Annotated in this window: 23 protein-coding genes; 13 read left to right on the top strand and 10 right to left on the bottom strand. The window is 72.9% G+C overall.

The features are described from left to right. The first annotated feature begins 94 nt into the window (after nt 1–94). Entirely contained in the window at nt 95–1,249 is a 1,155-nt protein-coding gene (locus IE94_RS0122190) for a CapA family protein (RefSeq protein ID WP_030186996.1), read from the top strand. Between the two features lie 135 nt (nt 1,250–1,384). Here IE94_RS0122190 and IE94_RS0122195 read toward each other — a convergent pair whose 3' ends face one another. After that, a complete protein-coding gene (locus IE94_RS0122195) occupies nt 1,385–2,791 on the bottom strand; it encodes an amino acid permease (protein WP_030186999.1) in 1,407 nt (468 codons plus the stop codon). A 120-nt stretch (nt 2,792–2,911) separates the two neighbouring features. Beyond that, nucleotides 2,912–3,373, bottom strand: coding sequence for a universal stress protein (locus tag IE94_RS0122200; protein ID WP_030187003.1), 462 nt, complete (start codon nt 3,371–3,373; stop codon nt 2,912–2,914). 110 nt (nt 3,374–3,483) lie between these two features. On the opposite strand from IE94_RS0122200, the gene IE94_RS0122205 reads away from it, so the two are divergent. After that, a complete protein-coding gene (locus IE94_RS0122205) occupies nt 3,484–4,323 on the top strand; it encodes a polysaccharide deacetylase family protein (protein WP_030187006.1) in 840 nt (279 codons plus the stop codon). 34 nt (nt 4,324–4,357) lie between these two features. Here IE94_RS0122205 and IE94_RS0122210 read toward each other — a convergent pair whose 3' ends face one another. After that, complete coding sequence (locus tag IE94_RS0122210; protein WP_030187008.1) at nt 4,358–5,023, bottom strand: class F sortase; 666 nt, start codon at nt 5,021–5,023, stop codon at nt 4,358–4,360. Nucleotides 5,024–5,353: 330 nt separating this feature from the next. Between IE94_RS0122210 and IE94_RS0122215 the strand changes: the two genes are divergently transcribed. Then, nucleotides 5,354–5,848 (top strand): membrane protein, encoded by a 495-nt coding sequence (locus IE94_RS0122215; protein ID WP_030187011.1) that lies wholly within the window; start codon nt 5,354–5,356, stop codon nt 5,846–5,848. 102 nt (nt 5,849–5,950) lie between these two features. Here the strand turns inward: IE94_RS0122215 and IE94_RS0122220 are convergent, their stop codons facing one another. The 3 genes from IE94_RS0122220 to IE94_RS41565 all read right to left on the bottom strand — a co-directional run bounded on the left by IE94_RS0122220 (nt 5,951) and on the right by IE94_RS41565 (nt 7,581). Continuing rightward, nucleotides 5,951–6,469, bottom strand: a complete 519-nt coding sequence (locus IE94_RS0122220; protein WP_030187013.1) for a hypothetical protein — start codon at nt 6,467–6,469, stop codon at nt 5,951–5,953. Between the two features lie 199 nt (nt 6,470–6,668). Then, nucleotides 6,669–7,433, bottom strand: coding sequence for a bestrophin-like domain (locus tag IE94_RS0122225; RefSeq protein ID WP_106977957.1), 765 nt, complete (start codon nt 7,431–7,433; stop codon nt 6,669–6,671). Between the two features lie 16 nt (nt 7,434–7,449). Next, nucleotides 7,450–7,581, bottom strand: a complete 132-nt coding sequence (locus IE94_RS41565; protein ID WP_037923271.1) for a hypothetical protein — start codon at nt 7,579–7,581, stop codon at nt 7,450–7,452. 761 nt (nt 7,582–8,342) lie between these two features. Between IE94_RS41565 and IE94_RS0122235 the strand changes: the two genes are divergently transcribed. The 3 genes from IE94_RS0122235 (at nt 8,343) to rmdA (ending at nt 12,469) form a co-directional block, all read left to right on the top strand. Further along, on the top strand, nt 8,343–9,290 hold the full coding sequence (locus IE94_RS0122235) for an SCO0930 family lipoprotein (protein ID WP_030187019.1): 948 nt from the start codon (nt 8,343–8,345) through the stop codon (nt 9,288–9,290). A 225-nt stretch (nt 9,291–9,515) separates the two neighbouring features. Further along, nucleotides 9,516–10,328 carry an SAM-dependent methyltransferase gene (locus tag IE94_RS0122240; protein ID WP_030187021.1) on the top strand — a complete coding sequence of 271 codons (813 nt, stop codon included), beginning with the start codon at nt 9,516–9,518 and terminating at the stop codon, nt 10,326–10,328. Further along, nucleotides 10,325–12,469, top strand: coding sequence for a cyclic Di-GMP phosphodiesterase RmdA (rmdA, locus tag IE94_RS0122245; RefSeq protein WP_030187023.1), 2,145 nt, complete (start codon nt 10,325–10,327; stop codon nt 12,467–12,469). Before IE94_RS0122240 ends, rmdA begins: the two co-directional genes overlap by 4 nt. 34 nt (nt 12,470–12,503) lie before the next feature. On the opposite strand, the gene IE94_RS0122250 is transcribed toward rmdA, so the two are convergent. Further along, on the bottom strand, nt 12,504–13,340 hold the full coding sequence (locus tag IE94_RS0122250; RefSeq protein WP_030187026.1) for a LysR family transcriptional regulator: 837 nt from the start codon (nt 13,338–13,340) through the stop codon (nt 12,504–12,506). A gap of 181 nt (nt 13,341–13,521) precedes the next feature. On the opposite strand from IE94_RS0122250, the gene IE94_RS0122255 reads away from it, so the two are divergent. Continuing rightward, a complete protein-coding gene (locus IE94_RS0122255) occupies nt 13,522–14,421 on the top strand; it encodes an NAD(P)H-binding protein (RefSeq protein ID WP_030187029.1) in 900 nt (299 codons plus the stop codon). 631 nt (nt 14,422–15,052) lie between these two features. On the opposite strand, the gene IE94_RS0122260 is transcribed toward IE94_RS0122255, so the two are convergent. Beyond that, nucleotides 15,053–15,937, bottom strand: a complete 885-nt coding sequence (locus tag IE94_RS0122260) for a LysR family transcriptional regulator (RefSeq protein ID WP_030187032.1) — start codon at nt 15,935–15,937, stop codon at nt 15,053–15,055. Between the two features lie 131 nt (nt 15,938–16,068). Between IE94_RS0122260 and IE94_RS0122265 the strand changes: the two genes are divergently transcribed. The 6 genes from IE94_RS0122265 to IE94_RS0122290 all read left to right on the top strand — a co-directional run bounded on the left by IE94_RS0122265 (nt 16,069) and on the right by IE94_RS0122290 (nt 22,288). Beyond that, nucleotides 16,069–16,740, top strand: coding sequence for a succinate dehydrogenase (locus tag IE94_RS0122265; protein WP_030187034.1), 672 nt, complete (start codon nt 16,069–16,071; stop codon nt 16,738–16,740). Nucleotide 16,741: 1 nt separating this feature from the next. Next, nucleotides 16,742–18,691 carry a fumarate reductase/succinate dehydrogenase flavoprotein subunit gene (locus tag IE94_RS0122270; protein WP_030187036.1) on the top strand — a complete coding sequence of 650 codons (1,950 nt, stop codon included), beginning with the start codon at nt 16,742–16,744 and terminating at the stop codon, nt 18,689–18,691. Beyond that, entirely contained in the window at nt 18,688–19,437 is a 750-nt protein-coding gene (locus IE94_RS0122275) for a succinate dehydrogenase/fumarate reductase iron-sulfur subunit (protein WP_030187039.1), read from the top strand. Before IE94_RS0122270 ends, IE94_RS0122275 begins: the two co-directional genes overlap by 4 nt. A gap of 218 nt (nt 19,438–19,655) precedes the next feature. Beyond that, nucleotides 19,656–20,426, top strand: a complete 771-nt coding sequence (locus tag IE94_RS0122280) for a GNAT family N-acetyltransferase (protein WP_030187042.1) — start codon at nt 19,656–19,658, stop codon at nt 20,424–20,426. Then, complete coding sequence (locus IE94_RS0122285) at nt 20,426–21,256, top strand: lysophospholipid acyltransferase family protein (protein ID WP_030187045.1); 831 nt, start codon at nt 20,426–20,428, stop codon at nt 21,254–21,256. The genes IE94_RS0122280 and IE94_RS0122285 overlap by 1 nt, the downstream gene beginning before the upstream one ends. Nucleotides 21,257–21,328: 72 nt before the next feature. Beyond that, complete coding sequence (locus tag IE94_RS0122290; protein ID WP_030187047.1) at nt 21,329–22,288, top strand: DUF2382 domain-containing protein; 960 nt, start codon at nt 21,329–21,331, stop codon at nt 22,286–22,288. A 45-nt stretch (nt 22,289–22,333) separates the two neighbouring features. Here the strand turns inward: IE94_RS0122290 and IE94_RS0122295 are convergent, their stop codons facing one another. Further along, a complete protein-coding gene (locus tag IE94_RS0122295) occupies nt 22,334–24,679 on the bottom strand; it encodes an ATP-binding cassette domain-containing protein (RefSeq protein ID WP_030187051.1) in 2,346 nt (781 codons plus the stop codon). A gap of 41 nt (nt 24,680–24,720) precedes the next feature. Then, on the bottom strand, nt 24,721–25,740 hold the full coding sequence (locus IE94_RS0122300; RefSeq protein ID WP_030187055.1) for an LLM class flavin-dependent oxidoreductase: 1,020 nt from the start codon (nt 25,738–25,740) through the stop codon (nt 24,721–24,723). Between the last annotated feature and the right edge of the window lie 61 nt (nt 25,741–25,801).

The raw sequence follows: 25,801 nt of genomic DNA on the forward strand, positions 1-25,801 counted from the left end.
GTGTCGGAGCCGCCGGTGGGAGACCGTCCCTCTGAATCTGTTTGTAAGTAAATGTGACTTTTCATCGGTGTGTGCGACCCAGCGGAGTGAACGGATGATCACACGCAGTCGGCAGGTGGCCCTGGCCCTGACCGCCCTCCTCACCGCGGGCGCGGCCTGTCAGGCCCGCGACCACGAACCGCCGAAACCGCCCGCCCCGGCCCCGCCCGCCGCCGTCGAGGGCGCCTTCACCCTGGTCGCCTCCGGCGATGTGCTCCCGCACGACTCGATCATCGAGCGGGCGCGCTTCGACGCCGGCGGCACCGGCTACGACTTCCGCCCCATGCTCGCAGGCGCCCGGCCCCTCGTCTCGCGCGCCGACCTGGCCCTGTGCCACATGGAGACCATCTACGGCGCCGACGGCGACTACAGCGGCTACCCGCTCTTCAAGTCCCCGCCCGAGGTGGCGAAGGCGCTGGCCGCCACCGGATACGACGGCTGCTCCACCGCCTCCAACCACAGCGTCGACGACGGCGCGGACGGCATCCGCCGCACCCTGGACGCCCTCGACCGCGCGGGCGTACGGCACGCCGGGACGGCGCGCACCGAGGCCGAGGCCGGCAGCGCGACGGTGCTGCGCGCGGGCCGGGCCCAGGTGGCCCACCTCGCCTACACCCTCCACACCAACGGCCACCCGCTCCCCGCCGACCAGCCCTGGGCGGTCGGCCTGATCGACGAGGCGCGCATCGTCGAGGACGCGCGGGCCGCCCGGAAGGCCGGCGCCGACGTCGTCGTCGTGTCGCTGCACTGGGGCACCGAGTGGCAGGACGAGCCCGACCAGGACCAGTTGACCCTGGCCCGGAGCCTGACCGCCGCGCGCACCGGCGACCGCCCCGACATCGACCTGATCCTCGGCACCCACGCCCATGTCCCGCAGGCCTACGAGAAGGTCAACGGCACCTGGGTGGTCTACGGCATGGGCGACCAGATCGCGGGCGAGATGGTCAACGACCAGGGGATGCGCGATCCGCGCGGCAACCAGTCGGCCGTCGGCCGCTTCACCTTCGCCCCGCCCGACCGGGCCGGCGAACGCTGGAAGGTGACGAAGGCGGAGTTCGTCCCGCAGCTGTTCGACGTCGACGCCGGCCGGGTGGTCGACCTCAGCCGCGCGATCGACGAGGGCGCCGACCTGCGCGCCGTGCGCGACCGCATCCGCGACGTGGTGCTCAGCCGGGGTGCCGCCGAGGACGGACTGGTGATGGGGAAGTAGGTCAGGCGTCCTCCCCGTGGCCGAGGGCGCTCGGCACGGCCCCGAGGACGCACACGCAGGCGGTGACGTCGGCGCCGGGCGAGCGCGTCCGGGGGGAGGGGTGCGTCGATGCCGTTCCCCTGAACGAACCACCCTCTAACGCCGCGCCAGCTCCGACTTCCGGTACGAGTACGAGAAGTAGATCACCAGACCCACCACGAACCACACGGCGAACCGCACCCAGGTCTGCCACTGGAGGAAGGTGATCAGCCAGATCGAGAAGACGATGCCCAGCGCCGGCACGAACGGCATCCACGGGGTACGGAAGGTGCGCGGCAGGTCCGGCTGCCGGTAGCGCAGCACGATCACCGCCGCGCACACCACCACGAACGCCAGCAGGATGCCGATGTTGGTCAGCTCCGCCGCCTCGCCGATCGGCAGGAACCCGGCGATCACCGCCGACGCGACCCCGACGATCCAGGTGACCCGGGTCGGCACGTGCCGGGTCGGGTGCGTCTTGGCGAACCACTTGGGCAGCAGTCCGTCGCGGGACATCGAGAACCACACACGGGTGACGCCCAGCATGAACGTGAACATCACCGTCAGGATGCCGATGATGGCGCCCACCGCGATGATGTCGGCCAGCGAGCTGAGCCCCACCGACTTGAACGCCGTCGAGAAGCCGCTCTCCGGGTCGATGTCCTTGTAGTTCTGCATGCCGGTCAGCACCAGGCAGGCCGCCACGTACAGCACCATCGAGATGACCAGCGAGTAGATGATCGCTTTCGGCATGTGCCGCTGGGCGTCCTTCGACTCCTCGGCCGCCGTCGACATGGCGTCGTACCCGAAGACCGCGAAGAAGACCGTCGCCGCACCGGTGAACGCCCCGCCGACCCCGAACGGGAAGAACGGGTGGTAGTTCGAGCTGTTGATGTGGAAGACACCGACCCCGATCACCAGCAGCACCACCAGCACCTTCAGCACGACCACGACCATCTCGAAGCGGGCCGCGTTCTTGATGCCCAGCGTCAGCAGGTACGCGATCAGCAGGCACAGCACCGCCGCGAACAGGTCGACCCGGTGTCCGTCCCCGGTGCCCGGCGCCCCCAGCATCCAGTTCGGCAGATCGGCGCCCATCTCGCCCACCAGGAAGCTGAAGTAGCCCGAGATGCCGATGGCGACCACCGCCACGATCGCCGTGTACTCCAGGAGCAGGTCCCACCCGATGAACCAGCCCACCAGCTCGCCCAGGACCGCGTACCCGTAGGTGTAGGCGGAGCCCGCCTTCGGGATCAGCCCGGCGAACTCGGCGTAGGACAGGGCGGCCGCCGCGCTCGCGACACCGGCGATGAGGAAGGAGATGAGCACCGCCGGACCCGCCGTGCCGTTGGCGACCGTGCCGGCCAGCGTGAAGATCCCGGCCCCGATGATGCCGCCGACGCCGATCGCGGTCAGCTGCCACAGCCCCAGCGAGCGCGTCAGGCCCCCGCCGCTCTCCGTCTCCTCGATGTGCTCGATGGGTTTGCGGCGGAGAACACCCTCACCCATGCGGAACCGGGCCATGCGCCTCACCTCTTCGTGAACGGCAAACGGCTGACGGTGGATCATGATGACGCACGCACGTCCGTGACGGAAGTCACGACGCACAACGGACCCAAGAAGCCCGCGGCGGCGCACCCGGTGCTACGGCACCACCGTCACCGGCCAGCGTCCCGCCTTCACCAGCCGCACCGCGACCGAGCCGACGAACCGGTGACCGGCCTGCTCGGAGGCGCCCACCACCACCGCGTCCGCCTTCAGCTCGTCGGCCGTCCGCACCAGACCGCTGTACGGGTCGCCGCGGAACGTGTGGAACTCCCAGCGGACGTCGAATATCCCCTTCACCCGCTCCGTCGCCTCCCGGATCTGGGCCACCAGCTCCTCGGCGATCTCGTCGGTCGTCTCCGCCACCGACGCCCCGAGCGCCGCACCCCCCGCCAGCACCGGCTGCACGTACACCACGGCGAGCAGGGCGCCCTGCCGCCTGGCCAGCCCCCCGGCGTAGGCGGCGGCCCGCAACGAGGAGTCGGAGCCGTCCACGCCGGCGACGATGACCTTCGGCCCGTCCGTGCCGCGTTCGAACTGATGGGAGTGCTGTTCCGTCACGCGGCGAGGCTATCGGAGTACCCGGCGATCTTGAGCCGGGCGGGTGGTTCCATGCCGCCGCCCCGGTGTTGCTCTGGTGCGGCGCACCACGACCGGGCGACTGATGAGTCATGAAGAAGGACCAGTTGCTCACCCGCCGCACCCTGCTCACCGGCGTCGCGGCCCTGGGCGCGGCCGGCGCCGGCGGCGCGCTCGCGGCGGGCCTGGGACACGGACCGTCCCCCGCGCCCGCCCCCGTCCCCGCCCCCGGACCCCCGCAGCGCAGCCCGCTCAAGCCGTCCGCCTACCGCCTCCAGCCGCTGACCGGATACGGCGCCCCGAGGGCCGCGCCCGCCCGGCCTCCGGTGCGCAGCGAGCCGATCCTGCGCATGACGGGCCGGGGGCGCACCATGATGCTCACCTTCGACGACGGGCCCCACCCCGAGTACACCCCGCGGATCCTGGACACCCTCGCGAAGTACGAGGTGCGCGCGACGTTCTTCGTGTGCGGGGAGATGGCGGACTACAACCGGGACCTGCTGACCCGGATGGCCGACGAGGGGCACGTGGTCGGCAACCACACCTGGTCCCACCCGCTGCTGACGAAACTCTCCCGGCGCCGTATCCGCTCCGAGATGGAGCGCACGAGCGAGGTCGTCGAGCGGGCCTGCGGCGAGGCGCCCCGCTGGTTCCGGGCCCCGTACGGCGCCTGGAACCGCGCCGCCTTCCGGATCGGCGCGGAACTCGGCATGGAGCCGCTCGCCTGGACCGTCGACACCCTCGACTGGACGACTCCCGGCACCGGCACCATCGTCGACCGGGTCGAGGAAGGCGCGGCCCCCGGCGTCGTGGTGCTCTCGCACGACGCCGGGGGCGACCGTTCGCAGAGTGTGCGCGCCCTGCGGCGCTATCTGCCCGAACTCCTCGACTCCGGATACCACCTCACCGTTCCCCGGCGGCGCCTGATCTGACCGCTGCCGGCGCGCCCGCCGGGCCGGGGCACCCTCAGCGGATCTCGGCCAGGCGGGCGAAGGCGACGACGTTGCCGTCGTAGCCGTTCTGCTTGGTGAAACCGCCGCCGCAGGTGATGACCCGCAGTTCCGCGCCGCCCTTCGCGCCGTAGACCCGGTCGCCGGGGAAGTTGTCCTTCTCGAAGACCTCGATGCCGTAGATCTCGAACACCGCCGTCCTGCCGTCCTGGCGGTGCACTTCCACCTTGTTTCCCTTCTTCAGGGCGCCGAGCCCGTAGAAGACGGCGGGTCCCTGCTCGTTGTCGACGTGGCCGACCACGACCGCGGTGCCCTTTTCCCCCGGGGACACCGCGCCGGTGAACCAGCCCGCCAGGTTCGGGTCCTCGGGCGGCGGCGCGTCGACCCACCCGTCCGCGTCCAGACCGATACCCATGACCGGCGCGTCGACCTGGATGGCGGGGATCGAGACCCGGTCCGGCACCGAGTACGGCAGCGGCGCGACGCCGGGGGAGGCGCCGTCGGCGGCGGCCGCGCGGGTGTCCGAGGCGGCGGCCGACGCGGGCTGCGGAGGGCCCACGTCGAATTCCCCGGAGCCGTTGCGGATGAGCGCGAGACCGGTCAGCAGAACAAGCGCTATCACGCCCCAGGGAGCGCGCTTCCTCCGCCGCTCCTCCTCTTCGGCCAACTCGGAGTCGTACATTCGCCTTCCCCTCTCGATCCGGCCGTCGCCGGATCATCCGCGCATACGAGCACGCTAAGCGCGGTGCGGGGGACCGGCGACGGGGCGGCGGCGAACGGGTGGTGCGCGCGTCCTGCCGTGCGCCATCCGGGAGGCGCCCGGCAAGATTTTCTGACGGGGCGTGACCTGCGGCGATATCCACTCGCGCGGTTTCGGCCCGGCAAGGCGCTCACCAGGACGGACCATTCCCGAAATGCGACTGGGGGCGGGGCAACTGAGGGTCTTTCTGGGAGGCGCTTTCTCGCCGATCGACCGGGGACGGGACCCGGGGCGTCTTCCGCGGAGGATCACATGCGCACCACTCGTGCCCTCGCGGCAGCCGGCGCCGCCGTCGCTGTCCTCTCCCTGGCCGCCCCCACGGCCACCGCCGGGGGTGACCACAACCAGCCGAGCAACATCGTCGCGCTGCCCAGCGTGATCGCCCGCGGCGGCCAGATGACCGTCACGGTCGACGGCTGCCCGCAGGGCGGCACCATGACCTCGGACGCCTTCAGGACCACCCACCTGACCCCGGTCAGGGGAGCCAACGAGACGTCCAGGGGCACCGCCACCATCAGGCAGGACGCCAGGCCGGGCTCCTACGACATCACCGTCAACTGCTCGGGCCGGCGGCTGACCCGGCCGGCGGCCTTCACCGTCATCGGCGGTGTCCGCGGCGGCCTCGGCGGCAGCAGCTCCGAGGGGGCGACCTCGACCGACATCGCGATCGGCGGCGGGCTCGTCGCCGCGGCCGTCGCCGGTGGCGGACTGTTCTGGATGCGCCGCCGCTCCGAGCGGCGGATCTGAGCGCCGTCCGCGACCGGAGCACGACCGCAGGACTTCGCCCCGGACCCTCGTCGGTTCCGGGGCGAAGTCCTGCGCGGCGGTCCTGCGCGGCTCGGGCCGGGATCAGGCGCGGTCCGCACCGGAACGGCGGCGGGAGAGGTGGTACGCCGTGCCCACCGCCCCCGCGACGAGCGCCGCGCCCAGCCCGATCTGCTTCAGGTTCGACCCAGAGACGCTGCCGCCCTCCCCGGCGTGCACGCCCTTGGAGTGCCAGGGCTCGTCGGACGGGTGGTGCGAGCCGCCGCCCGCGATGGTCAGGTCCACGGTGCCCGTCTTGTCCCGGCAGGCGAACGTCACCCGGTAGACCGCCCCGCGCCGGGCGTCCCGGTCGACCCGCGCCGTCGCCGACGACTCGTCGCGGGGGATGGTGACCGTGTCGAACACCGGCGACGTCACCGTGACCCGCCCGTGGCAGCCGGCGGCGGTACGGCCCACCCCCAGCGTGACCTCGCCGCCGGGCGCCACGGTGGCGGGGCTGACGGTGAAGCCGAACGTGTCCGAGCCCACGGCCCCGGCCGGTACGCAGGCGGAGAGGGCGGCGCCGCCCAGCAGTGCGACCGAGGCGACGGGTATCGCGCGCATGGTCAATCCTCCGGATCCCCGAGGAGCAGCGGCGGACCTGTTCCGCTCGCGCCAGGTATGCACCTCGATGTCCGAAACGCTAGGAAGCCGTGCACATCACCGCGATCGCAGTCGCGCGAATGGGGCAAGCGTGTGGGCCGGTCAGGGGACGGTGACGGCGTGTCGGCCGCCGCCGTCCCCGGTGCCGTGTCCGTACCGGTCAGTCCCCGGCGCCCGGGAACAGGCTCAGGAACGGATCGGTCGACGCGGCGACACCCCGGCTGAAGGGTGCGTCGAAGTCCCAGATCAGGAAGAGCAGGAAGGCGATCAGCGCGGAGAACAGCCCCGCGAGGACCAGTTCGCGGGTCGTGCGCCGGATCTGGAGGGCGAAGACCATCCCGACGGTGACGACGGCCCCGGCGATCAGCCCGAACCACACCACCCCCGGCATGGTCGCCCCGGTGGACTGCGCGCGGGAGTTGCGGGCCTGGTCCGCGAGGGCCACCTGGTCGACGAGGGGCTGGTACGCCTGCGCCTCGAAGTCCGACCTCGGCTCGTAGTCGGTGACGTCCGCGCGGACGCGGTCGAGCAGTTCGGTGCCGCGGTCGGTGAGCTCGCCGTGGTCGGCCATGACCTTCCACTCGGTGGTGACGACGTGTCCGACATAGGCGTTGACATCCGCCCGGATGCGGTCACGGACGTCGGGCGGGTAGACCCGGGCCCGTTCCGAGATCTCGTGCAGCGCGACGGCCTCCGTCTGCACGTCGGCCTGGGCCGCGCTGCGCGCCTCCCAGACACCGGCGATGGCCAGGCCCAGGACGATGGCGTACACCACGCCGATCCACATGGTCATGTACTCGATGACGTCCGGCGTCTCGGTGATGTCCTCGTCGTCGGACGCGGTGCGGTGGCGCAGGAGGGTGACGATGACCACCACGACACAGGCGGCGAGCATCGCGAGGGTGAGAACAAGCCATTCCGGCAAGGGAGGCCTCCAGGGATCAGCGCGCACGGAGCGCGGCGACGGCGACCACCGCGGGCACCGTGATGAGCAGGACGAAGACGAGCGGCGACGTGGTCCCGCGCGAGGACCGCTGGGGCGGCCGGGCGGTGCGGTGGCGCGGATAGTGCACCGGGCTGAGCGAGGGACGGGGCGTGACCGAGGGAGCGGGCGCGGGCACCGCGGGGCGGACCGGCGGCGGGGTGGGACGGGGCGTCGGGGTCGGCGTCGGTGTGGGCCGGGGCGGCGCCGGCCGTGCGCGCGGGGGCGGGGGCGGCGGTTCGGGCCTGGGCGTCGGCGGTTCGGGCCTCGGCGGCTTCGGCGCGGGGGGCGGTGGGGGAGTCGGCTCGGGCGGGGGAGGCGGAGGAGGCGGAGGTGTGGGCGTAGGAGTGGGTGTGGGCGTCGGGGTGGGCCTCGGGCAGGGCGGGATGGTGGGCCAGGAACGGCTCCCGGCGACCGCCACCGCGTCGGTGCCGTCCGGTCCGGTCGACGCGTACGCGCAGGCGTCGGCCTGCGCCGCTCCTGCCGGTATGCCGACGAGGGTGAACGTCAGCGTCACCAGGGCCAACACCCGTCCGGCGGCGGCGGATCGGGTCGGTTCGGGTCCATGCACGACGCAGATCATGAAGCCTGGCGCAGCGTCCCACGCCCGAGTGCCCGGCGATTGCCCCGAAGGAGGGACATGGGGCCATCAGGGGTTTGACGACGCAGGACCCGCTCACGCGGGAGCACGGAAACCTGTGCGAGGGGCCGGGCTCCGCAGCGGACGGACGGCACCGGTGGGGAAGAAAACCCGCGACCGGTTGAACACAACGGGCTCCCCCGCGCGTACCCAGTGTCGTGCGGCGGCCCAGCAGGGCGCCCCAACACCTTCGTGACGATCGGGGATTGACGATGAAGACCTCCTGGCGGAGCGCCTCACTCGTGGCGGGCGCCGCGGCGCTGCTGGCGCTGACGACGGCGTGCGGCCAGGACGGCGGCGGCGCCACCGGAAGCCAGAACGTGGGGGCCACGGCCGCCCCCGGAGACGTCGGCGACCTCGCCACCGGCGCCGGTGACGGACTCGGTACCGGCACGGGTGCCGGCCAGGCCCCGGCGAGCGCGCCGGAGCCCGCCGGCAAGCTGTCCGTCTCGGCGAACGCCGAGATCGGCGAGCTGGTGACCGACGGAGCGGGCCGCACCCTCTACCGCTTCGACGCCGACACCGCCCAGCCGCCCAAGACGACCTGCGAGAACGACTGCGCCACCCTGTGGCCGCCCGTGGCCGCGAACGATGCCCTCGCCGGCGAGGGCATCGACGAGGACCTGCTCGGCGAGGTCACCCGGCCCGACGGCACCAAGCAGCTGACGATCGGCGGCTGGCCCGCGTACCGCTACGCCAAGGACACCGCCGCCGGAGACGTCAAGGGCCAGGGCGTCGGCAAGAAGTGGTACGCGCTGGCCGCGGACGGCAAGAAGGCCAAGGCCGAACCGGCCGCCGGGCTGTCCACCCGCGAGGACCCGAAGCTCGGCGAGATCGTCGTCGACAAGAACGGCATGACCGTCTACCGCTTCCTGAAGGACGAGGCCTGGCCGAAGCCGGTGTCGGCCTGCACCGGCGCGTGCCTGGAGAAGTGGCCGGTCGTGGCACCCGTCGAGGCCGACGACACCGAGGGCGTGGAGAAGAAGGGGCTGATGAGCTTCACCCGGCCCGACGGCGCGGCCCAGCAGACGATCGACTGCTGGCCCCTCTACACCTTCGCCGGCGACAAGAAGGCCGGGGACACCAACGGTCAGGGCGTGGGCGGTACCTGGTACGCCGTCAAGCCCGACGGAAAGCCGGTCGGCGCACCGAAGAAGTAGCGACCTCCCGCCCGCCCTCCTTCGGCGCGCGACCGCGGGCCGTCCCCTCCGTACCCAGACGGAGGGGACGGCCCTGTTCGTATGCTTTGGCACGCCTTCGCCCACGGCACGTGCCGCAGGCAGTGACCGGGAACGGACGGTCAATTTCCGTTTGGGCTCGCCCCTTTGGCGGGCGATCAGTAGCCTCAGCTCGAACACCGGATCGCCTATGCCTTGGAGAGCTAGATGGAGCGTCCCGCCTGGGCCCCTCGCAGCATCGACATCTCGGTGCCCAGCGTGTCCCGGATCTACGACTTCTACCTGGGCGGTTCGCACAACTTCGAGGTCGACCGGGAGGCGGCCCGCAGGGCGATGGAGTTCATGCCGGGCCTCCCCAAGATCATGCAGGCGAACCGGGCGTTCATGCGCCGGGCCGTGCGCTTCGCGGCCGACCAGGGCATCGACCAGTTCCTGGACATCGGCTCCGGCATCCCCACCTTCGGCAACGTCCACGAGGTGGCCGGACGCAGCCGCCCCGGTGCCCGCGTGGTGTACGTCGACCACGACCCGGTCGCGGTCGCGCACAGCGAGGCCGTCCTGGCGGGTCACGACGACGCGGACGTCGTGGCCGGCGACCTGCTCAAGCCGCGGGAGATCCTTGCCAGTCCCCAGGTGGAGCGGCTGATCGACCTGAATCGACCGGTAGCCCTGCTGCTGGTTGCCATACTGCACTTCGTGGAAGACGAGGACGACCCGTACGCCGCGGTGGCCGAGTTGAGCGACGCGCTCGCGCCCGGCAGCCTGCTGGTCCTCACGCACGCCTCCTACGAGGGAATCCCGCTGCCCGCCGAGCGGGCCGGGGGCGCGGTGGACGTGTACAAGGACATCCGCAATCCGCTGATCATGCGTTCGCGCGAGGACATCGCGCGGTTCTTCGAGGGGTACGACATGGTGGAACCCGGACTGGTTCCGATGCCGCGCTGGAGGCCGGAGGGGGAGCCGGAGGAAGAGGACCCGTACGCGTTCTCCGGGTTCGCCGGCGTGGGGCGTACAGCGTGAGCGGGGAGCCGGACGGGCCGCAGGACAGACTGCGCCGGTTCGCGACGATCTGGAGCCGGGCGGTGTTCCCGGTGACGTCGACGTCGTCCACCCGGACCGAGTTCGAGGCCGAACTGCTTCCGCTGGCACGCCGGTTGAGCAAGGTGCTGCGGGCCCGGAGCTTCGACGCCGAGGAGGCCAGGGCGGTCGGCGCCGCGCTCGTCGACGCGCACTGCACCGACCCGGAGGCGCTCTCCCAAACCCTGGACTGCGTCGACGCCTACCTGGTGCTCTACTGCGGCGAGGGCGGCGACCCGGAGGACCTGCGGGCCCGTTCGGCACGGCTCCAGCACGCGATGGCGGCCGGGTTCGCCGGGGCGCTGCGGGCCCGGACCCTCGCCGAGCAGGAGGCCATCGCGCAGGCCGCCCTCAAGGCGCAGGGCGTGGTGGCCGAGGCCCTGCACGCCAGCGAGGCCCGCTTCCGCGCGGTCTTCGAGGGCGCCGCCATAGGCATCGGCATCGCCGACCTGGACGGCAACATCCTCCAGGTCAACCAGGCGTTGATGCGCATGTTCGGCATCGCCGACCCCGCGCTCGGCGGCCGCCGCGCCATGGAGTGGACCCACCCCGACGACGCGCCGCAGGTCTGGCGGCTCTACCAGGAACTGGTGCGCGGCGAGCGCGAGCACTACCACGTGGAGAAGGCCTTCTACCGGCCCGACGGGACGGTCCTGTGGACCAACCTCACCGTCTCCCTGCTGCGCGACGCCGACGGCACCCCGCAGTACCAGCTCGCGCTGATGGAGGACACCACCGAACGGCGGCTGCTCAACCTGCGGCTGCGCTACGAGGCCACGCACGACGCGCTCACCGGCCTGCCCAACCGCAGCTTCTTCTTCGAACGCCTGGAGAAGGCCCTGAACGCGGGCCCGGGACAGCGCTTCGGCCTGTGCTACCTCGACCTCGACGGCTTCAAGGCCGTCAACGACAGCCTCGGCCACGCGGCCGGCGACCGGCTGCTCGTGGAGGTCGCCGACCGGCTCCAGGCCTGCGCCACCGCGCCCGGCGAGATGGTCGCCCGGCTCGGCGGCGACGAGTTCGTGGCGCTGACCACGGGGCCCGACACCCGGCACGAGGTCGACGAGCTGGCCGGGCGCATCATGAACGCGCTGCTCTCCCCGGTCAGCGTCGACGGCCGCGAACTGACCGTGCGGGGCAGCATCGGCATCGTCGAGGGCCCGGCCGGCGAACGCAGCCCGGCCGAGGTCCTGCGCAGCGCCGACATCACCATGTACCGGGCCAAGTCGGCGGGCGGCAACCGCTTCGAGCTGGCCGACCCGGAGGCCGACGCCCGCGTCATCACCCGGCACGGGCTGACCACCGCGCTGCCCGCCGCCCTGGAGCGGGGCGAGTTCTTCATCGAGTACCAGCCGCTGGTCCACCTCGGCGACGGGAGTGTGCGCGGCGCCGAGGCGCTGGTGCGCTGGCTGCACCCGCAGCACGGGGTGCTCGGACCCGACCGGTTCATCCCGCTCGCCGAGCACACGGGGCTGATCGTGCCGCTGGGCCGCTGGGTCCTGGAACAGTCCGTGCTCCAGGCCCGCCTGTGGCGCGAGCGCTACGGAGAGGGCGGCGCCGCGGGCCCGCTCCGCATCAACGTCAACCTCTCGCCCTGCCAGCTCACCCACCCCGGACTGGTCCAGGACACCGTGGAGATCCTGGAGCGGACCGGCGTCGCGCCCGACGCGCTGTGCCTGGAGGTGACCGAGTCGGCGCTGATCGGCGCGGACGACGACCTGCTGAAACCGCTGCGCCGGCTGGCCGAGATGGGCGTGGACATCGCCCTGGACGACTTCGGCACCGGCTACTCCAACCTGGCCAACCTGCGCCGGCTGCCGGTGAGCGTCCTCAAGCTGGACCGCTCGTTCACCCAGAGCATGCAGCAGTTCCCGGCCGACCCCGTCGACCTGAAGATCGTCGAGGGGATCGTCGCCCTGGCCCACAGCCTGGACCTCGCGGTCACCGTGGAGGGCGTGGAGACCGGCGCCCAGGCCGAGCAGCTGCGCATACTGGGCTGCGACACGGCCCAGGGCTGGTACTACGCCCGCCCGGGCCCGCCGGAGCGGCTGCACGAACTGGCCCTGGTGGACGCCACGGGCTGAGCGGCGCCGGGGCTGAGCGGTGCCGCCGCGACGCTCAGGTGGCGTGGTGGGCGGCTTCGGCGACGGCGGTCGCCGCTCGGACCAGGGCCGCGGTCGCCGTCGAGCGGGACTGCCCCGGCCAGGCGAGGGAGAGGACGACCGGCGGCGCGTCGACGACGGGACGATAGGCGACGCCCGGGCGCGGATAGCGGGCGGTCACCGAGGCGGGCAGCAGGGTGACGACCTTTCCGAGGGAGACGGCCGCGAGCACCTGGGCCAGGTCGTCGTGGCCGCGCCGGGCCTCGTCGACATGCCGCTCCACGCTGCCGGTGTCGAGGCCGAGGTCGGCCAGCTCCAGCCGCTCGCGGGCGGCGAGCGGGTGGTCCGCGGCCAGGGCGGCGACACGCGGTTCGGCGGCGAGCGTCTCGGTGTCGAGGCCGGTCCCGTCGAACGGCGCGTGGACGAGGGCGACGTCCGCCTCGCCGGTGCGCAGCAGTCGTGGCTGCTCCTGCCATCCGCACAGGCGGACGGCGACCGGCACGGACCCGGGCTCGGAGGCGTAGCGCGCGAGGATCGGCTCCAGCAGCCCGGCGTCCCCGTCGGCCTTCACGGCCAGCACCAGCTTCGGCCCCTCGGCGGCCCGTCTGGCCCGCCGCCCGGCGGCCTCCAGGGCGTCCAGCGCGACGCGCGCCTCGGCGAGCAGGACGTCCCCGGCCGGGGTCAGGGTGACACGGTGGGTGGTCCGCTCGAACAGGGTGACGCCCAATGCGGTCTCCAGGCGGCGGATCGCCCGGGACAGGGGCGGCGGGGAGATGCCCAGCCGCTCGGCGGCGCGCGCGAAGTTGAGTTCCTCGGCGACCGCCACGAAGTAGCGCAGCGCACGCGACTCCATGCCTCGCCTCCCTCCGACGCCGACCGGTATTGCCTTCAGGGTAACAAGCGGGATCCGATCGATCCTTCAGTTCCCCCGGTCCCGCGCACAGGATGGAAGAGCGCCGGGATGCGAACGGAACGGGCTTCCCGCCCCGGCGCGGTCCCTCTCTTCTCCCCTTCCCTGAACCGGAGTTGTGCTCGTGATCGTCATCACCACCCCGACCGGCGGAATCGGCCGGCAGGTCCTCGACAACGTCCTGGACGCCCTCGGCGCCCGGGACGACGGGACCGCCCTGCGCGTCGTCGCGCGCGACCCCGGCCGGCTCACCGCCCGGGCCCGGGAGCGGGCCGAGGTCTTCCAGGGCTCGCACGCCGACCCCGAGGTCCTGGGCGCGGCCTGCGAGGGTGCCGACCAGGTGTTCTGGCTGGTGCCGCCCGCGCCCGGCGCCGACAGCGTCGAGGGCCACTTCCGCGACTTCACGCTGCCGCTGTGCGAGGTGATCGCGCGGCAGGGCGTCGCACGGGTCGTCGCGGTGTCCAGCCTCGGACGCGGCGTGGCCAAGGACGCGGGACCGATCTCCGCCTCCCTCGCCATGGACGACCGGATCGCGGCCACCGGCGTGCACTACCGCGCCCTGTGCCCGCCCTTCCTGATGGAGAACCTGCTCGGGCAGGCGGCGGCCCTGCGCTCCACGGGCGAGTTCCGCATGGCCTGCGCCGCCGACCGGGTCCTGCGGACCTGCGCCACCGCCGACATCGCGGCCACGGCCGCCCGCCTGCTCCTCGACGACTCCTGGACCGGCCGCGCCGACGTCCCGCTCGTCGGACCCGACGCGCTGACCCCCGCGGGCATGGCGGAGACCCTGTCCGAGGTGCTGGGCCGTCCGGTACGGGTACGGGAGACCACCCCGGAGGAGTACAGGGCGTCCGCCCTGCGGTTCGGGGCGAGCGAGGCGGGCGCCCGGGGCCTGGCCGACATGGCCGCCGCGATGGACACCCAGGGCTTCTACGGCGCCGCCGAGCCCAGCACCCCGGACACCGCCCCCACGGGTTTCCGCCGCTGGTGCGAGGAGGTACTGCGCCCGGCCGCGCTCGCCTGAGAGCGGCGGGGTCTGCGGGGCGGGGGCGTGTCGGCGCGCGCCTGTCGGGACAAGAGCCGCCATGGCCATGGCCATGGCCATGGCCATGCGGGGCCGCCGGGTGCGGTCCGGCGGGTGGCCGGCCCGGAGGTCCGGGGTCTGCGGGCCGGGGCGGGTGGGTGACCCGGAAGCGGTACGTCAGCGGCTCCGGCTCCGAGCCGATGAGCGTGTCGAACGCGCTCTCCGACCACCACGCCGACCGGAGGGGCGGTCTCGCAGGCTCGGGTGCGGCCGTGCGGGGCCGGGCGCGGTCCGGCGGGTGGTCGGGTCGGAGGTCCGGGGTCCGGGGTCCGGGGTCCGGGGGCCGGGGCGGGTCGGCGCGTGCCTGTCGCGAGGACGCGAGGAGCGGGGCCGCGGTTGCCGCCTCGCGGGGCCGGGCGTGGTCGCGCCGGGTCGGGCGCGGCCGGGCGGGGTCGGGGGTGGTCTCACCGGACCGGGGGGCGGCTTCGCCGGACCGGGGGCCGGTCCCACCGGGCCGGGGGTGCGTCCGTGGCCCACCCGGCGACCGCCGTGACCAGGCGTGCCCCCCGTGGCGTCGCCGCGCGAGTGACCCGGCGGGACGGCGGTGCGCGGCACCCGGAGCGCGGGGCCCTTAACGCTCCAGCAGCATCCGCTGCAGCTCCCGTGCCGCCCGCGGTGGAGCCACGTCGCTGCGGTGGGCGAGGGCGATGGTCCGGTGCAGGCCCGGCCGGGCCAGCGGGGTCACCCGCAGGCCGCGGCCCGAGCGGGCGGCCACCATCCGCGGGACGACCGCCATGCCCAGCCCGGCCCGCACGAAGCCCAGCACCGCGTCCATCTCGCCGCCCTCGACGGCGAAGTCCGGCTCGAACCCGGCCGAGCGGCACGCGGCCACGGTCAGCTCCCGCAGGTCGTAGCCGTGCCGGAACATCACCAGGCGTTCGCCCTCCAGGTCGGTGATGCGCACGGCGCGGCGCCCGCCACCCGGCCGGGGCGACTCCGGGGACGACACCACCACCAGGTCCTCCCGCAGCAGCTCCACCGTGGTCAGCGCCGGTGAGGCGGTGGGCAGCGGCAGCACCACCAGGGCGAGGTCGAGCGCGCCGCGCGCCAGCTCCCGCACCAGGTCGTGCGAGCCGCCCTCCTCGATCAGCAGCTGGATGCCGGGATAGCGGTCGTGGAAGGCGCGCAGCACGTCCGGGAGCAGGCCGGTGCACAGGCTGGGGGTGGCGCCCAGCCTGACCCGCCCCCGGCGCAGCTGCGCCAGCTCCTGCACCTCGTGCCGCGCGGTGTCCGCGTCCGCCAGGATGCGCCGGGCCAGCGGCAGCAGCGCCTCCCCGGCGTCGGTGAGCGTGATGTTCCCCCGGGCCCGCAGGAACAGGTCGGCGCCCAGCTCCCGCTCCAGCGCCTTGATCTGCTGCGACAGCGAGGGCTGCGCCACGTGGACCACCTCGGCGGCCCGGGTGAAGTGCCGGGTCTCGGCGACCGCCACGAAGTACTGGAGCTGCTGCAACTGCATGGCGCGAGCATACGTCCCCGATAGGGCATGCCTATGAAAACCAGGCGTTCCATGTCTTGGACCGATGAGGTGCCTCCCCCGTAACGTCCTGTGACATGGCTCTGGCAACGCGGACGGACCGACGGCCGTCCATGGCGCGCACCGTGTGGGACTCGACCGTCGGCAAGAAGACAGTGATGGCGGTCAGCGGTCTCGTCATGCTGCTCTACCTGGTCGCCCACATGATCGGGAATCTGAAGATCTACTTCGGGGCCGAGGAGTTCAACCACTACGCCCACTGGCTGCGCACGGTCGGCGAGCCGTTCATGCACTACGAGTGGACGCTCTGGCTGATCCGCGTCGTGCTGGTGATCGCCGTCGTCGCCCACGCGGTGTCCGCGTACCAGCTCAGCCGCCGCGACATCAAGGCGCGGCCCAGCAAGTACGTGCACAGCAGGCCCCGTTCCAGCTACGCGACGCGCACCATGCGCTGGGGCGGGATCATCCTCGGCCTGTTCATCGTCTGGCACCTCCTCGATCTGACCACCGGCACCGTGCACTCCGGCGGCTTCGAGACGGGCAAGCCCTACCAGAACGTCGTGGACACCTTCTCCACCTGGTACGGCAACGTCATCTACATCGTCGCGATGCTCGCCCTCGGCCTGCACATCCGGCACGGCTTCTGGAGCGCCGCCCAGACCCTCGGCGCCGGCAGCCGCACCCGCGACCGGGCCCTCAAGACGACCGCGAACGTCCTCGCGCTGCTGCTCACGATCGGCTTCGTCGCCGTACCCGTGGGCGTCATGACCGGAGTGGTGAGCTGACATGACAACCTACGCCGACTACACGACCGGCGAGCCGGTCGCCGACACCAAGGCCCCGGCCGGGCCCGTCAACGAGCGCTGGGACACCCGCCGCTTCGAGGCGAAGCTGGTCAACCCCGCCAACCGGCGCGGCAAGACCGTCATCGTCGTCGGTACCGGCCTCGCGGGCGGCTCGGCGGGCGCGACGCTGGCCGAACAGGGCTACCACGTCGTGCAGTTCTGCTACCAGGACTCCCCGCGCCGCGCCCACTCCATCGCCGCCCAGGGCGGCATCAACGCGGCGAAGAACTACCGCAACGACGGCGACTCGATCCACCGCCTGTTCTACGACACCGTCAAGGGCGGCGACTTCCGCTCCCGCGAGTCCAACGTGCACCGGCTGGCGCAGATCTCGGTCGAGATCATCGACCAGTGCGTGGCGCAGGGCGTGCCCTTCGCCCGCGAGTACGGCGGACTGCTCGACACCCGCTCCTTCGGCGGCGTGCAGGTCTCCCGTACGTTCTACGCCCGCGGCCAGACGGGCCAGCAGCTGCTGCTCGGTGCCTACCAGGCGCTCAGCCGGCAGATCGCGGCCGGCACCATCGAGATGCACGCGCGCACCGAGATGCTCGACCTGATCGTGGTGGACGGCCGGGCCCGCGGCATCGTCGCCCGGGACCTGATCACCGGGAAGATCGACACCTACTTCGCGGACGCCGTCGTCCTGGCCAGCGGTGGCTACGGCAACGTCTTCTACCTGTCGACCAACGCCATGAACTCCAACGCCACCGCGATCTGGCGGGCGCACCGGCGCGGTGCCTACTTCGCCAACCCCTGCTTCACGCAGATCCACCCGACCTGCATCCCGCGTACCGGCGACCACCAGTCCAAGCTCACGCTGATGAGCGAGTCGCTGCGCAACGACGGCCGGATCTGGGTGCCGAAGGCCAAGGGCGACGACCGGCCGCCGAACAGGATCCCCGAGGACGAGCGGGACTACTACCTGGAGCGCATCTACCCGTCCTTCGGCAACCTGGTGCCCCGCGACATCGCCTCCCGCGCCGCGAAGAACGTCTGCGACGAGGGCAGGGGAGTGGGCCCCGGCGGGCAGGGCGTCTACCTGGACTTCGCCGACGCGATCAAGCGTATGGGACGCAAGGCGGTCGAGGCCAAGTACGGCAACCTCTTCGACATGTACCAGCGGATCACCGACGAGGACCCGTACGAGGTGCCGATGCGGATCTACCCCGCCGTGCACTACACGATGGGCGGCCTGTGGGTCGACTACGACCTCCAGACCAGCGTCCCCGGCCTGTTCGCCATCGGTGAGGCCAACTTCTCCGACCACGGCGCCAATCGGCTCGGCGCCTCCGCGCTGATGCAGGGCCTGGCCGACGGCTACTTCGTGCTGCCGGCCACCATCAACGACTACCTCGCCCGCACCCCCCACCAGGACGACGTGGGCGAGGACCACCCGGTGGTGCAGGAGGTGCTGGCCGAGACCGAGGACCGGCTGAACCTGCTGCTGTCCGTCGACGGCGACCGCACACCGGACTCCTTCCACCGCGAACTGGGCGAGCTGATGTGGGAGTTCTGCGGCATGGCCCGCACCGACTCCGGCCTGCGCAAGGCCCTGGAGCGCATCCCGCAGATCCGCGAGGAGTTCTGGCGGCGCGTCAAGGTCCCCGGCACCGGCGAGGAGTTCAACCAGTCGCTGGAGAAGGCCAACCGCATCGTCGACTACCTGGAGCTCGCCGAGCTGATGTGCCTCGACGCACTGCACCGCGAAGAGTCCTGCGGCGGCCACTTCCGCGAGGAGTCCCAGACCCCGGACGGCGAGGCGGCCCGCAAGGACGACGAGTTCGGCTACGCCGCCGCCTGGGAGTTCACCGGCACCGGCGAGGCCCCCACCCTGCACAGGGAAGACCTGGTCTTCGAGTACGTCCACCCCACCCAGCGGAGCTACGCATGAAGCTCACCCTGCGCGTCTGGCGGCAGAAGAACGCCGACGCCGACGGCGCCATGTCCACGTACGAGGTGGACAAAATCTCCAGCGACATGTCCTTCCTGGAGATGCTCGACACCCTCAACGAGGAGCTCATCCTCCGGGGCGAGGATCCGGTCGCCTTCGACCACGACTGCCGCGAGGGCATCTGCGGCGCCTGCTCACTGGTCATCAACGGCGACGCCCACGGCCCCGAGCGCACCACCACCTGCCAGCTGCACATGCGGTCCTTCAAGGACGGCGACACCATCGACGTCGAGCCGTGGCGGGCCGCCGCCTTCCCGGTCGTGAAGGACCTGGTCGTCGACCGCTCGGCCTTCGACCGGATCATCCAGGCCGGCGGCTACATCACCGCGCCCACCGGCGCCGCGCCCGAGGCGCACGCGACACCGGTGCCGAAGCCGGACGCCGACCTCGCCTTCGAGCACGCGGAGTGCATCGGCTGCGGCGCCTGCGTGGCGGCCTGCCCGAACGGGGCGGCGATGCTGTTCACCTCCGCGAAGGTGAACCACCTGAACGTCCTGCCGCAGGGCGCGCCCGAGCGCGAGACGCGGGTGCTGGACATGGTGGAGCAGATGGACGCCGAGGGGTTCGGCGGCTGCACGCTCACCGGCGAGTGCGCCACGGCCTGCCCCAAGGGCATCCCGCTGGTCTCGATCACCAGCATGAACAGGGAATGGCTGCGGGCCACGCGCAAGGTGGCCAAGAAGTAGCCCCCACGACGTTCGCCGACAGGTGCGGACGGACGGGGCCGGGAGAGGTGCTCCTCCCGGCCCCGTTTCGCTCGGCCGGGACGCCCGTCCGGGAGCCCGGCATTCAGGAAGCGCACATCCGCGCTCCCGGCGGTCGTCACGCGCAGTACAGCCGGCGTCGGAAGAACTGTGGCGGAGCCGTCCCCACGACCACCGTTCTCACGACCAGGAGAGCACCCATGACCGGCGTACTGACCGCTGACCGTCCCCCGAAGCCCGCCGCGCCCCGCCGCTACACCGTCGCGCTGGCCCGCGACGAGGACGACGTGCGGGCCGCGCAGCGGCTGCGGCACGACGTGTTCGCCGGGGAGATGGGCGCGCTGCTGGCGAGCCCGCACCCCGGGTACGACGTCGACCCCTTCGACGCGTACTGCGACCACCTGCTCGTGCGCGAGGAGACGACCGGGCAGGTCGTCGGGACCTACCGGCTGCTGCCGCCGGAACGCGCGGCGGTCGCCGGACGGCTGTACGCGGAGAGCGAGTTCGACCTCTCCGCGCTGACCGCGATCCGGCCCTCGCTGGTCGAGGTCGGCCGGTCCTGTGTGCACCCCGACCACCGCGACGGCGCCGTCATCGGACTGGTCTGGGCCGGCATAGCCCGCTACATGACCGACCGCGGCCACGCATGGCTGGCGGGGTGCTGCTCCCTCCCGCTCGCCGACGGCGGGGCCCTCGCCGCCGGAGCCTGGGACCGGGTACGGACCAAGCACCTGGCGCCCGAGGAGTACCGGGTACGGCCGTTGCTGCCCTGGGTCCCGCGCCCCGCGGCGCCCGCCGCCCGCACCGAGCTGCCGGCGCTGCTGCGCGGCTACCTCCGGCTCGGCGCCTGGGTGTGCGGGGAACCCGCGCACGACGTGGACTTCGGCGTCGCGGACCTGTACGTGCTGCTGCCGATGAACCGGGTCGACCCGCGCTACCTGCGGCACTTCCTCTCGCTGGCCCCGGCCTGATGGGCGGCTGGCTGCCCGTCGCGCCCTGCACCCCCGCCGCGTGCCTGGAACCGTCCCCCCGGGCCGCGGCGGCCGTACCGCGCGCCGTGCTGCGGCTCATCGCGGTCGCCGCGCTGCTTCTCGCCGGCGTCGCCGTGGTGCTGGCGCCGTCCGGTCTGCGGCGCGGGCTGCCCGCGTCCCTGGTGCGGCGCTGGTGCCGGTGGGTCGTGCGGGCCGCGGGGGTCCGGGTGCGCGTCACGGGGGCCGCCGTCCCCGGCGGCGGGCTGCTCCTCGTCGCCAACCACGTCTCCTGGCTCGACATCCCGCTGCTGGCCGCCGTACGCCCCGCGCGGATGCTGGCCAAGAGCGAGATCCGGCGCTGGCCGGTGGCGGGCGGGCCGACGGCGCGCGCCGGGGTGCTGTTCATCGAACGGGACCGCCCGCGGGCCCTGCCGGGCACGGTCGACGCGATCGCTCGGGCCCTGCGCGCCGGCGCCGCGGTGGCCGCCTTCCCCGAGGGCAGCACGTGGTGCGGACGGACCCACGGGCCCTTCCGCCGGGCGGTGTTCCAGGCCGCGCTGGACGCCGGGGTACCGGTCCAGCCGGTCCGGATCCGTTACCGGTCCGGCGGGCCGGCGGTGAGTACGACGCCCGCGTTCGTCGGCGCGGACCCGCTGCTCGCCTCCCTGTGGCGGGTGGTGTCGGCACGTGGCCTGATGGCCGAGGTGGAGGTGAGACCGGCCGTCCGGCCCGGCCGCCACCGCGACCGCCGTTCCCTGGCCCGGGCCGTCGAGAACGAGGTCCACGGTGACCAGGGGAAAGCACCTTCGAAAAGTATGTGTGTTTTGTGAGGTTTGTGCCGTTTCCTCGGCGCCTGTTGCGGACAACCGGAAGGCAGGCACTCGAAAGGAGGGTGATGGCAGATGATCACCCGTGAAGAGATCGCCAACGTCCTGGACCAACCGGTCTACGACGGGGACGGCAACAAGATCGGCGACGCGAAGCATGTCTTCTTCGACGACATGACCGGGCGCCCCGAGTGGGTGAGCGTCAAGACGGGTATGTTCGGCTCCGCCGAATCCTTCGTGCCCATCCGCGACGCCGCGCTGGTGCAGGACCACCTCGAGGTTCCCTACGGCAAGGACCAGGTCAAGGGCGCGCCCTCGGTCGACGTCGACGCGGGCGGCCATCTGTCGGAGACCGAGGAGCACCGGCTCTACGACTACTACGGCATCAACTGGGACAGCGTGCTGTCCGAGGCCGAGCGCACCGACGACGGACGCTTCGCCGCGGGACCGGGCCCGGCGGGCGCCGCCGGAGCCGCCGGAGCGGCGGGTGCGGCGGGTGCGGCGGGCATGGCCGGCCGGACCGGCGAGACCGGCGAGCGGGGCGGGAAGGACATGCGCCATGCGGCCGGTACCGGCGGGATGACCGGCCGCAAGGACGCCATGCAGCGCGAGGGCATGCGCGGCGACGAGGCCATGACCCGCTCCGAGGAGCAGCTGCACGTCGGCGTCGAACGGCACGAGTCGGGCCGGGCCAGGCTGCGCAAGTACGTGGTCACGGAAGAGGTCCAGCAGACCGTTCCGGTCACCCACGAGGAAGTGCGCGTGGTGCGGGAGCCCATCACGGACGCCAACCGTGACGAGGCCCTGGCCGGGCCGGAGATCAGCGAGGCCGAGCACGAGGTCACGCTGCACGCGGAACGCCCCGTCGTGACGACGGAGACGGTGCCGGTGGAGCGCGTCCGGATGACCACGGAGGAGCTCACGGAGAACGAGACGGTGCGCGGCCAGGTCCGCAAGGAGCGCATCGAGGCCGAGACCGAGTCCTTCACGGAGGACGAGACCGGCCGGGGCGGCAAGCGGCGGGGCCGCGAGTGAGGCGTCCCCGGCCTCAGCGCGGGACCGTGCGCCGGTGAACCGACTTCACCGGCGCTTCCCGCCGTCCAGGGCCCGGGCCAGATAGGGCGCGGTGGCGCTTCCCTCGGTGCCCGCCACCTCGGCGGGCGCCCCGGCCGCCACGATCCGGCCGCCCGCGTCGCCGCCGCCGGGCCCCAGGTCGATCACATGGTCGGCGCCCGCGACCACACTCATGTCGTGCTCGACCACGACCACCGTGTGCCCGGCGTCGACCAGTCCGTGCAACTGCCGCATCAGCACCTCGACATCGGCCGGGTGCAGACCGGTCGTCGGCTCGTCGAGCAGGTACAGGGTGTGGCCGCGGCGCCCCCGCTGCAACTCGCTCGCCAGCTTGATGCGCTGCGCCTCCCCGCCGGACAGTTCGGTCGCGGGCTGGCCGAGCCGCAGATAGCCCAGCCCGACGTCCAGCAGGGCGGCCAGACTGCGGGCCGCCGCCGGTGTGTCCGCGAAGAACTCCGCCGCCCCCTCCACCGTCAGGTCCAGCACCTCGGCGATGTTCCGCCCCCGGTGGGCGACTTCGAGCGTCTCGGGGTTGTAGCGCGCCCCGCCGCAGTCCGGGCACGGGGCGTAGGTGCTCGGCAGGAACAGCAGCTCGACGCTGACGAAACCCTCGCCCTGGCAGGTCTCGCAGCGGCCTCCCGGCACGTTGAAGGAGAACCGGCCGACGCCGTAACCGCGCTCCCGTGCCTGGCCGGTGGCGGCGAAGACCTTGCGCACGACGTCGAACAGACCCGTGTACGTGGCCAGGTTGGAGCGCGGGGTGCGGCCGATCGGCCGCTGGTCCACCGAGACCAGCCGGTCCACGCCCGCCAGGTCCTCGGTGATCTCGCCGACCAGGGTCGACTTCCCGGAGCCGGACACGCCGGTCACCGCGGTGAGCACCCCGAGCGGGAAGCGCGCGGTCACCCCGCGCAGGTTGTGCCGGGTCACCGGACCGACCGTCACCGTGCCGCGCGGCTCGCGCACCTCGCGGACGGGCGCGGGGGAGCGGTGGAAGAGGTGAGCGGCGGTGGCGGACTCGGCGATGTCGGCCAGAGCGTCGACCGGACCGCTGTACAGCACCCGCCCGCCGTGCTCCCCGGCCCGCGGACCGACGTCCACGATCCAGTCGGCGCCGCGCATCACGCCCAGGTCGTGCTCCACCACGAACACCGAGTTGCCGGCCGCCTTCAGCCGCTCCAGCACCGCCAGGAGCGCCTCCGTGTCCGCCGGGTGCAGACCCGCCGAGGGCTCGTCGAGGACGTACACGACCCCGAACAGCCCGGAGCGCAGCTGGGTCGCCAGGCGCAGCCGCTGCAACTCGCCCGCCGACAGGGTGGGGGTGGGCCGGTCCAGGCTCAGATAGCCGAGCCCCAGCTCGACGACGGGCGCGATCCGGGAGACCAGGTCCCCGGTCAGCACCTTGGCCGTCTCGCCCTCGGTCGGCAGCAGTCCGGCCAGCTCGGTGAGCGGCAGCGCGGCCAGCTCGGCGACGGTCCGGCCGCCGACGGTCACGGCGAGCGCCTCGGCCCGCAGCCTGCCGCCCCCGCACACCGGGCAGGGCGCGCTGGTGAGGAACCGCTCCGCCTTCGCCCGCAGCGTGGCGCTCTTCGAGTCCGCGAACGTCTTCATCACATAGCGCCGGGCACTCATGTACGTGCCCTGGTACGGCCGCTGGATGCGGCCCGCGTCCCGCACCGGGTGCACGGTGACCACCGGCTGGTCGTCGGTGAACAGGATCCACTCCCGCGCTTCGGCGGGCAGCTCGCGCCAGGGCCGGTCCACGTCGTACCCGAGCGCGTCGAGGACGTCCCGCAGGTTCTTGCCCTGCCAGGCGCCCGGCCACGCGGCGATCGCACCGTCCCGGACGGACAGCGAGGGATCGGGGACCAGCAGTTCCTCGGTGGTGCGGTGCACCCGGCCCAGCCCGTGGCACTCGGGGCAGGCCCCGGCCGCGGTGTTCGGCGAGAAGGCGTCCGAGTCCAGCCGCTCCGCACCCGGCGGGTAGTGGCCGGCGCGGGAGAAGAGCATCCGCAGGGAGTTGGAGAGGTTGGTGACCGTCCCCACCGAGGAGCGGGACGTCGGGGTCGCCCGCCGCTGCTGGAGCGACACGGCGGGCGGCAGCCCGGTGATCTCGCCCACCTTGGGGGCGCCGACCTGGTGGATCAGCCGGCGGGCGTAGGGCGCGACCGACTCGAAGTAGCGCCGCTGCGCCTCCGCGTAGACCGTCCCGAAGGCCAGCGACGACTTCCCCGATCCCGAGACCCCGGTGAACACCGCCACCACGTCCCGGGGGACGTCCACGTCCACGCCCTGGAGATTGTGCTCACGGGCGTCGCGCACCCGGACGTACGGGTCGTGGGGGCTGTGCATCGCGGAGGGCTCCGTACGGTGGGGGGACAAACCCCGCGATTCTACGCCGGGGCGCCGAGCGGTCCCGTACCGGTGACACGGGCGAGCCGCCGGTAGGAGTCGAACAGCGCCGTGCGGTCGTACGTGCTGGTGGTGACCAGGACCTCCTGTGCGCCCGTCTCCTTCACCAGGGTCTCCAGCTCGTCGGCGACCTGCTCCTCGGTGCCGGCGACATGACCGGCCAGACCGGCCTCGTACAGGTCGCGCTCCTTCACGGTCATCGTCCGGGACTCGACCTTCTCGGCCGGCGGCAGCGGTGGGAAGGACCCGTGCGTGCGGGCGTGGGCCATGGACCACGCCTCCGGGACCAGGAGCCGCCGGGCCGCCTCGGGCGTGGCGGCCACCGCGACGGTCCCGGAGACGACGACGTACGGCTCCCGGCTCCACTCGGAGGGGCGGAACCCGGCGCGGTAGCGGTCGACGGCACGGCGCATCCGGTCCCGGTCGCGCAGGTCCCCGACGACCATCGGCAGACCGGCCCGGGCGGCGACGGCCGCGCCCTCGCCCATGGCCAGCACGAAGGGCGGTACGGTCAGCCCCTCCGCCGGGCGCGCGTGCACGCCCGTGGGCGAGGTGCCCCGGAACCAGCCGAGCAGCTCGGCCAGTTGAGCGTCGAAGTCCTCGGAGTCGTCCTTGTCCCGGCCCAGCGCCCTGCGGACGCCGTCGGTGAAGCCGACCGAGCGGCCGAGACCCATGTCGATCCGTCCGGGGAAGAGCGACTCGAGCACGCCGAACTGCTCGGCGACGACCAGCGGCCGGTGGTTGGGCAGCATCACGCCCCCGGTGCCGACGCGGATGCGGTCCGTGGCGCCGGCCACGGCGGCCGCCAGCACGGTCGGCGCCGATCCGGCCACCCCGGGCACGCCGTGGTGCTCGGCCACCCAGAACCGGTGGTAGCCGAGCCGCTCCGCCTCCCGGGCCAGCTCCACGGTGTCGCGCAGCGCCCGACCGGCGGTGCGGCCCGCCCGGATGCGGGAGCGGTCGAGGACGGAGAAGCGGGTGGTGGCGAGTGCGGAGGTCACATGGTGTTCAACGCCCCCACGCCGCACAGATTCCCGGAACCGCACGCCGCGCGGGGTTCCG

This window comes from Streptomyces violaceorubidus (assembly GCF_000717995.1).
Taxonomy (GTDB): domain Bacteria; phylum Actinomycetota; class Actinomycetes; order Streptomycetales; family Streptomycetaceae; genus Streptomyces; species Streptomyces violaceorubidus.

Bases quoted from the DNA above. Each gene is read 5' to 3' on its own strand.
- IE94_RS0122275 (WP_030187039.1), top strand. From the start codon at position 18,688: ATGAAGCTCACCCTGCGCGTCTGGCGGCAGAAGAACGCCGACGCCGAC.
- IE94_RS0122250 (WP_030187026.1), bottom strand. From the start codon at position 13,340: ATGGAGTCGCGTGCGCTGCGCTACTTCGTGGCGGTCGCCGAGGAACTC.
- IE94_RS0122190 (WP_030186996.1), top strand. From the start codon at position 95: ATGATCACACGCAGTCGGCAGGTGGCCCTGGCCCTGACCGCCCTCCTC.
- IE94_RS0122205 (WP_030187006.1), top strand. From the start codon at position 3,484: ATGAAGAAGGACCAGTTGCTCACCCGCCGCACCCTGCTCACCGGCGTC.
- IE94_RS0122260 (WP_030187032.1), bottom strand. From the start codon at position 15,937: ATGCAGTTGCAGCAGCTCCAGTACTTCGTGGCGGTCGCCGAGACCCGG.
- IE94_RS0122285 (WP_030187045.1), top strand. From the start codon at position 20,426: ATGGGCGGCTGGCTGCCCGTCGCGCCCTGCACCCCCGCCGCGTGCCTG.
- IE94_RS0122220 (WP_030187013.1), bottom strand. From the start codon at position 6,469: ATGCGCGCGATACCCGTCGCCTCGGTCGCACTGCTGGGCGGCGCCGCC.
- IE94_RS0122290 (WP_030187047.1), top strand. From the start codon at position 21,329: ATGATCACCCGTGAAGAGATCGCCAACGTCCTGGACCAACCGGTCTAC.
- IE94_RS0122240 (WP_030187021.1), top strand. From the start codon at position 9,516: ATGGAGCGTCCCGCCTGGGCCCCTCGCAGCATCGACATCTCGGTGCCC.
- IE94_RS0122270 (WP_030187036.1), top strand. From the start codon at position 16,742: ATGACAACCTACGCCGACTACACGACCGGCGAGCCGGTCGCCGACACC.
- IE94_RS0122295 (WP_030187051.1), bottom strand. From the start codon at position 24,679: ATGCACAGCCCCCACGACCCGTACGTCCGGGTGCGCGACGCCCGTGAG.
- IE94_RS0122265 (WP_030187034.1), top strand. From the start codon at position 16,069: ATGGCGCGCACCGTGTGGGACTCGACCGTCGGCAAGAAGACAGTGATG.
- IE94_RS0122280 (WP_030187042.1), top strand. From the start codon at position 19,656: ATGACCGGCGTACTGACCGCTGACCGTCCCCCGAAGCCCGCCGCGCCC.
- IE94_RS0122235 (WP_030187019.1), top strand. From the start codon at position 8,343: ATGAAGACCTCCTGGCGGAGCGCCTCACTCGTGGCGGGCGCCGCGGCG.
- IE94_RS0122215 (WP_030187011.1), top strand. From the start codon at position 5,354: ATGCGCACCACTCGTGCCCTCGCGGCAGCCGGCGCCGCCGTCGCTGTC.
- IE94_RS0122195 (WP_030186999.1), bottom strand. From the start codon at position 2,791: ATGGCCCGGTTCCGCATGGGTGAGGGTGTTCTCCGCCGCAAACCCATC.
- IE94_RS0122210 (WP_030187008.1), bottom strand. From the start codon at position 5,023: ATGTACGACTCCGAGTTGGCCGAAGAGGAGGAGCGGCGGAGGAAGCGC.